Origin of the sequence: Mesorhizobium sp. M2D.F.Ca.ET.226.01.1.1, from assembly GCF_004022705.2 — a bacterium.
Lineage (GTDB): Bacteria > Pseudomonadota > Alphaproteobacteria > Rhizobiales > Rhizobiaceae > Mesorhizobium.
Window position 1 is genome coordinate 1 of the sequence record NZ_RZOY02000057.1, and the last position, 396, is coordinate 396.

General features: G+C 63.9%; 1 protein-coding gene. It reads right to left on the bottom strand.

Features of this window, described 5'->3' with window-relative positions:
* A partial coding sequence (locus EN869_RS33740; protein ID WP_135916126.1) for a hypothetical protein occupies positions 1-183 on the bottom strand: 183 nt, incomplete at its 3' end.
* Between the last annotated feature and the right edge of the window lie 213 nt (positions 184-396).

A 396-nucleotide genomic window follows, 5' to 3' on the forward strand; every position in this document is an offset into this window, starting at 1 on the left:
AGCCGCTTCCTCGAACATCCTGGGATTGAGGATGGGCACGGCGTTGAGCGCGACGCCGTGGCGGTCGTAATGGGCGATGCGCCGCAGATACGTGGCGGTAAGCTCGACGCTGGTGACGGTGCCGTCCTCAAGCGCGCTGCGCAGATCGGCGATCGAGGCTTCTACGAGGTGGAGGGTGGGCATGATTGGCCTTCGCATTGCTATGGCCGCGGCGATCGAAAGTCTCGCTCCGGCACCCCCCCTCTGCCCCACTGGGCATCTCGCCCGCAAGGGGGAGATTGGCTGGACGCCGCCTTTCGCCAATCACGGCGACAGGCTCACAGCGTCTTGCTGTCGAGCAGGCCGTTTTGTTTCATGAGCTCGATATAGGTCTTGGCTTGGGCGTTGCCGTGTTCC